The sequence below is a fragment of the Rhizobacter sp. P2_H2 genome (genome assembly GCF_056403375.1).
The window spans coordinates 1-3,309 of record NZ_JBFUFP010000605.1; the positions used below are offsets into that span (position 1 = coordinate 1).

The window sequence follows — 3,309 nt, forward strand, 5'->3', positions numbered from 1 at the left end:
GAAGACGGCGCGGGCGCTGCTGGACATCGAGGACAAGAACTACGTCCCGATCATCCGCAACCCGAAGGCGACGACGGCCGAGACCGAGGCGGTGTTCTATTTCCCGGGCTGCGGCTCGGAGCGGCTGTTCTCGCAGGTGGGCCTGGCCACGCAGGCGATGCTGTGGCATGCCGGCGTGCAGACGGTGCTGCCGCCGGGCTACCTGTGCTGCGGGTATCCGCAGCGCGGCWCSGGSCAGTTCGACAAGGCCGACAAGATCATCACCGACAACCGGGTGCTGTTCCACCGCGTGGCCAACACGCTGAACTACCTCGACATCAAGACGGTGGTGGTGAGCTGCGGCACCTGCTACGACCAGCTGCAGGGCTACCAGTTCGACAAGATCTTCCCGGGCTGCCGGATCATCGACATCCACGAGTACCTGCTGGAGAAGGGCATCACGCTCGACGCCACGCAGGGCGCGGGCTACCTCTACCACGACCCGTGCCACTCGCCGATGAAGCTGCAGGAGCCGATGAAGACGGTGCAGGCGCTGGTCGGCGGGAACCGGCCCGAGAGCGTGCTGAAGAGCGAGCGCTGCTGCGGCGAGAGCGGCACGCTGGGCGTGACGCGGCCCGACATCTCGACGCAGGTGCGCTTCCGCAAGGAAGAAGAGCTGCGCCGCGACGAGGCCAAGCTGCGCGCGACCGGCGCGGTGGCGGCCGAGGGGCCGGTGAAGATCCTGACCTCGTGCCCGAGCTGCCTGCAGGGGCTGTCGCGCTACGGCAATGACCTGCAGAACGGGCTGCTGGAGGCGGACTACATCGTCGTCGAGATGGCCAACAAGATCCTCGGGGCCGACTGGATGCCGGAGTATGTGGAGATGGCGAATGACGGCGGGATCGAGCGGGTCCTCGTCTGACGAGGACCCACCGTTCGGGCTGAGGCGGTTTCTCAGTCCGCGCTCAGCTTGCGCTCCTTGATCAGCGCATGCCAGAACTTCGTCTCTTGCGCCACGAAGCTCGCCAGCGCCGGCCCGTCGGTCGGCGCGACGTCCAGCCCGAACTCCTCCAGCCGCGCCTTCACCTCCGGCGTGCTGATCGCCTTGTGCATCTCCTGCGTGAGCCGCGTGACGATCTCGGGCGGTGTGCCGTGCGGCACGAACAGGCCCTGCCATGCCGTCACCTCGAAGCCCTTGATGCCCAGCTCGTCGAGCGTCGGCACRTCGGGCAGCGACGCGATGCGCTTCTTCGACATCACCGCCAGCGCCTTGACCTTGCCGCCCTTGATCTGCGGCAGCCCGGCCGCGGTGTCCAGCACCATCATCGGCACCTGGCCCGAGATGACATCCTGCACCGCGAGCGCCGTGCCGCGGTACGGCACGTGCACGACGAAGCTGCCGGTGCGGTCCTTCAGCAGCTCCATCGCCAGGTGGTGCGGGCTGCCGATGCCGGGTGACGCGTAGCTGTACTTGCCGGGGTTCTTCTTGATGGCATCGAGCAGCTGCTGCCCGCTCGTGAAGCCGGCGTTCGGGTTCACCGCGAGGATCAGCGGGAAGCGCGCCATGAAACCCACCGGCGCCAGATCCTTCGGGTCGTACGGCACCTTCTTGTACATCGCGGTGTTGAAGACCATCGCACCGTTGTCGCCGGTGACGATCGTGTAGCCGTCCGGCGGCGACTTGGCCGCGTTGTCGGTGCCGATCATGCCGGCCGCACCCGGGCGGTTGTCGATGATGATCGTCTGGCCGAGCTGCTTGCCCAGTTGCGGCGCCAGCTGGCGCGCGAGGAAGTCCGAGCCGCCGCCGGCCGGATAGGCCACCACCCAGCGGATCGGCTTCGAGGGCCAGGCGTCGGCGGCGTGGGCCGTGCCTGCGGACGCGAGCGCGCCGGCAAGGGCGAGGTTGAAGTGGCGGCGGGTGAGCGCAGAAGTCATGACAGCGATCCGTCTCGGAAGAAGCCGCCGATGTTATCGGTGGCCGCCGATAATGCGCAGATGCCTGCAGACTTCCTCCGCCCCGCCCATCCCGCTCCCGGCTGCGAGCTGTGCCGCGAGAGCGGCGGCGCGCTGGTCTGGCAGGACGACGGCTGGCGCGTGATCCGCATCGCCGATGCGAACTTCCCCGGCTTCTACCGCGTCGTCTCGCGCCAGCACGTGGCCGAGTTCTCCGACCTCGACGCCGCCGCCCGGGCCCGTGCGATGACGCTGGTGGCCACTGTCGAGCGCGTGCTGCGCGAGGCGCTCGCACCGACCAAGATCAACCTCGCCGCGCTCGGCAACATGGTGCCGCACCTGCACTGGCACGTGATCGCGCGCTTCGACTGGGACAGCCACTTTCCGCAGCCCATTTGGGGCACGCGCCAGCGCGAGGTGCAGCCGCCCGCGGCCGACCGCCTGGCCGGCCCACTGACAAGCCTCGACGAGCGCGTCGCCGCGGCCCTGTCGCGCGCGACCTGAACCCTCCCACACTCGGATTCCCCATGGCCGGCCTCACTGCCCAGACCCCGCAACCCACCGCGATCACGGTGCACGAGCAGTCGCGCGTGCTCGAGGTGGCGTTCGCCGATGGCCGCAGCTTCCGCATCCCGTTCGAGCTGATGCGGGTCTACTCGCCGTCGGCCGAGGTCAAGGGCCACGGCCCGGGCCAGGAAACGCTGCAGACCGGCAAGCGCGAGGTCACGCTCACCGCGCTCGAGCCGGTCGGCAACTACGCGGTGCAGCCGACCTTCTCCGACGGCCACCAGACCGGCATCTTCTCGTGGGACTACCTGTATTTCCTGGGCTCGCAGGAGGCTGATCTCTGGCGGCAGTACGAGGCGCGGCTGCAGGCCGCCGGCGCCACGCGCGACACGCCGATGCCCGACAAGGCCGCATCCGCCTGCGGCCACCACCATTGACTGCGACGGACTGACCCATGAGCAACACCCATTTCGGCTTCGAGACCGTCGACGAGACCCGCAAGGCCGAGCGCGTGCGCGGCGTGTTCGATTCGGTCGCGTCGAAGTACGACCTGATGAACGACGTGCTGTCGATGGGCATGCACCGGGCCTGGAAGGCCTACACGGTGGCCGTCGCGAACCTGCGCGAGGGCGATTCGGTGCTCGACATCGCCGGCGGCACCGGCGACCTGGCCGGCGCGTTCGCGAAGAAGGTCGGCGAGCGCGGCACCGTCGTGCACACCGACATCAACGAGGCGATGCTGCACCACGGCCGCGACCGCATGCTCGACCAGGGCCTGGTGCTGCCGACGGCGATCTGCGATGCCGAGGCGCTGCCGTTCGCGAGCGATCGCTTCGACCTGGTCAGCGTCGCGTTCGGGCTGCGCAACAT

5 protein-coding genes are annotated in these 3,309 nt (G+C 68.8%); 4 read left to right on the forward strand and 1 reads right to left on the reverse strand.

Annotation, left to right across the window (positions count from 1 at the left end):
- Positions 1-901 (forward strand): DUF3400 domain-containing protein (locus tag AC1D15_RS23250; RefSeq protein ID WP_477827836.1); only part of this gene is annotated, 901 nt, incomplete at its 5' end.
- 32 nt (positions 902-933) lie between these two features.
- Here AC1D15_RS23250 and AC1D15_RS23255 read toward each other — a convergent pair.
- The gene (locus tag AC1D15_RS23255) at positions 934-1,914 is read right to left on the reverse strand and encodes a Bug family tripartite tricarboxylate transporter substrate binding protein (protein ID WP_477827837.1); all 981 of its coding nucleotides are present in this window, start codon (positions 1,912-1,914) and stop codon (positions 934-936) included.
- Between the two features lie 60 nt (positions 1,915-1,974).
- On the opposite strand from AC1D15_RS23255, the gene AC1D15_RS23260 reads away from it, so the two are divergent.
- From AC1D15_RS23260 to AC1D15_RS23270, 3 genes are all read left to right on the forward strand, one after another.
- A complete protein-coding gene (locus tag AC1D15_RS23260; protein WP_465114033.1) occupies positions 1,975-2,436 on the forward strand; it encodes an HIT family protein in 462 nt (153 codons plus the stop codon).
- A 23-nt stretch (positions 2,437-2,459) separates the two neighbouring features.
- A complete protein-coding gene (locus tag AC1D15_RS23265) occupies positions 2,460-2,876 on the forward strand; it encodes a gamma-butyrobetaine hydroxylase family protein (RefSeq protein WP_047505791.1) in 417 nt (138 codons plus the stop codon).
- Between the two features lie 17 nt (positions 2,877-2,893).
- A partial coding sequence (locus AC1D15_RS23270) for a class I SAM-dependent methyltransferase (RefSeq protein ID WP_477827838.1) occupies positions 2,894-3,309 on the forward strand: 416 nt, incomplete at its 3' end.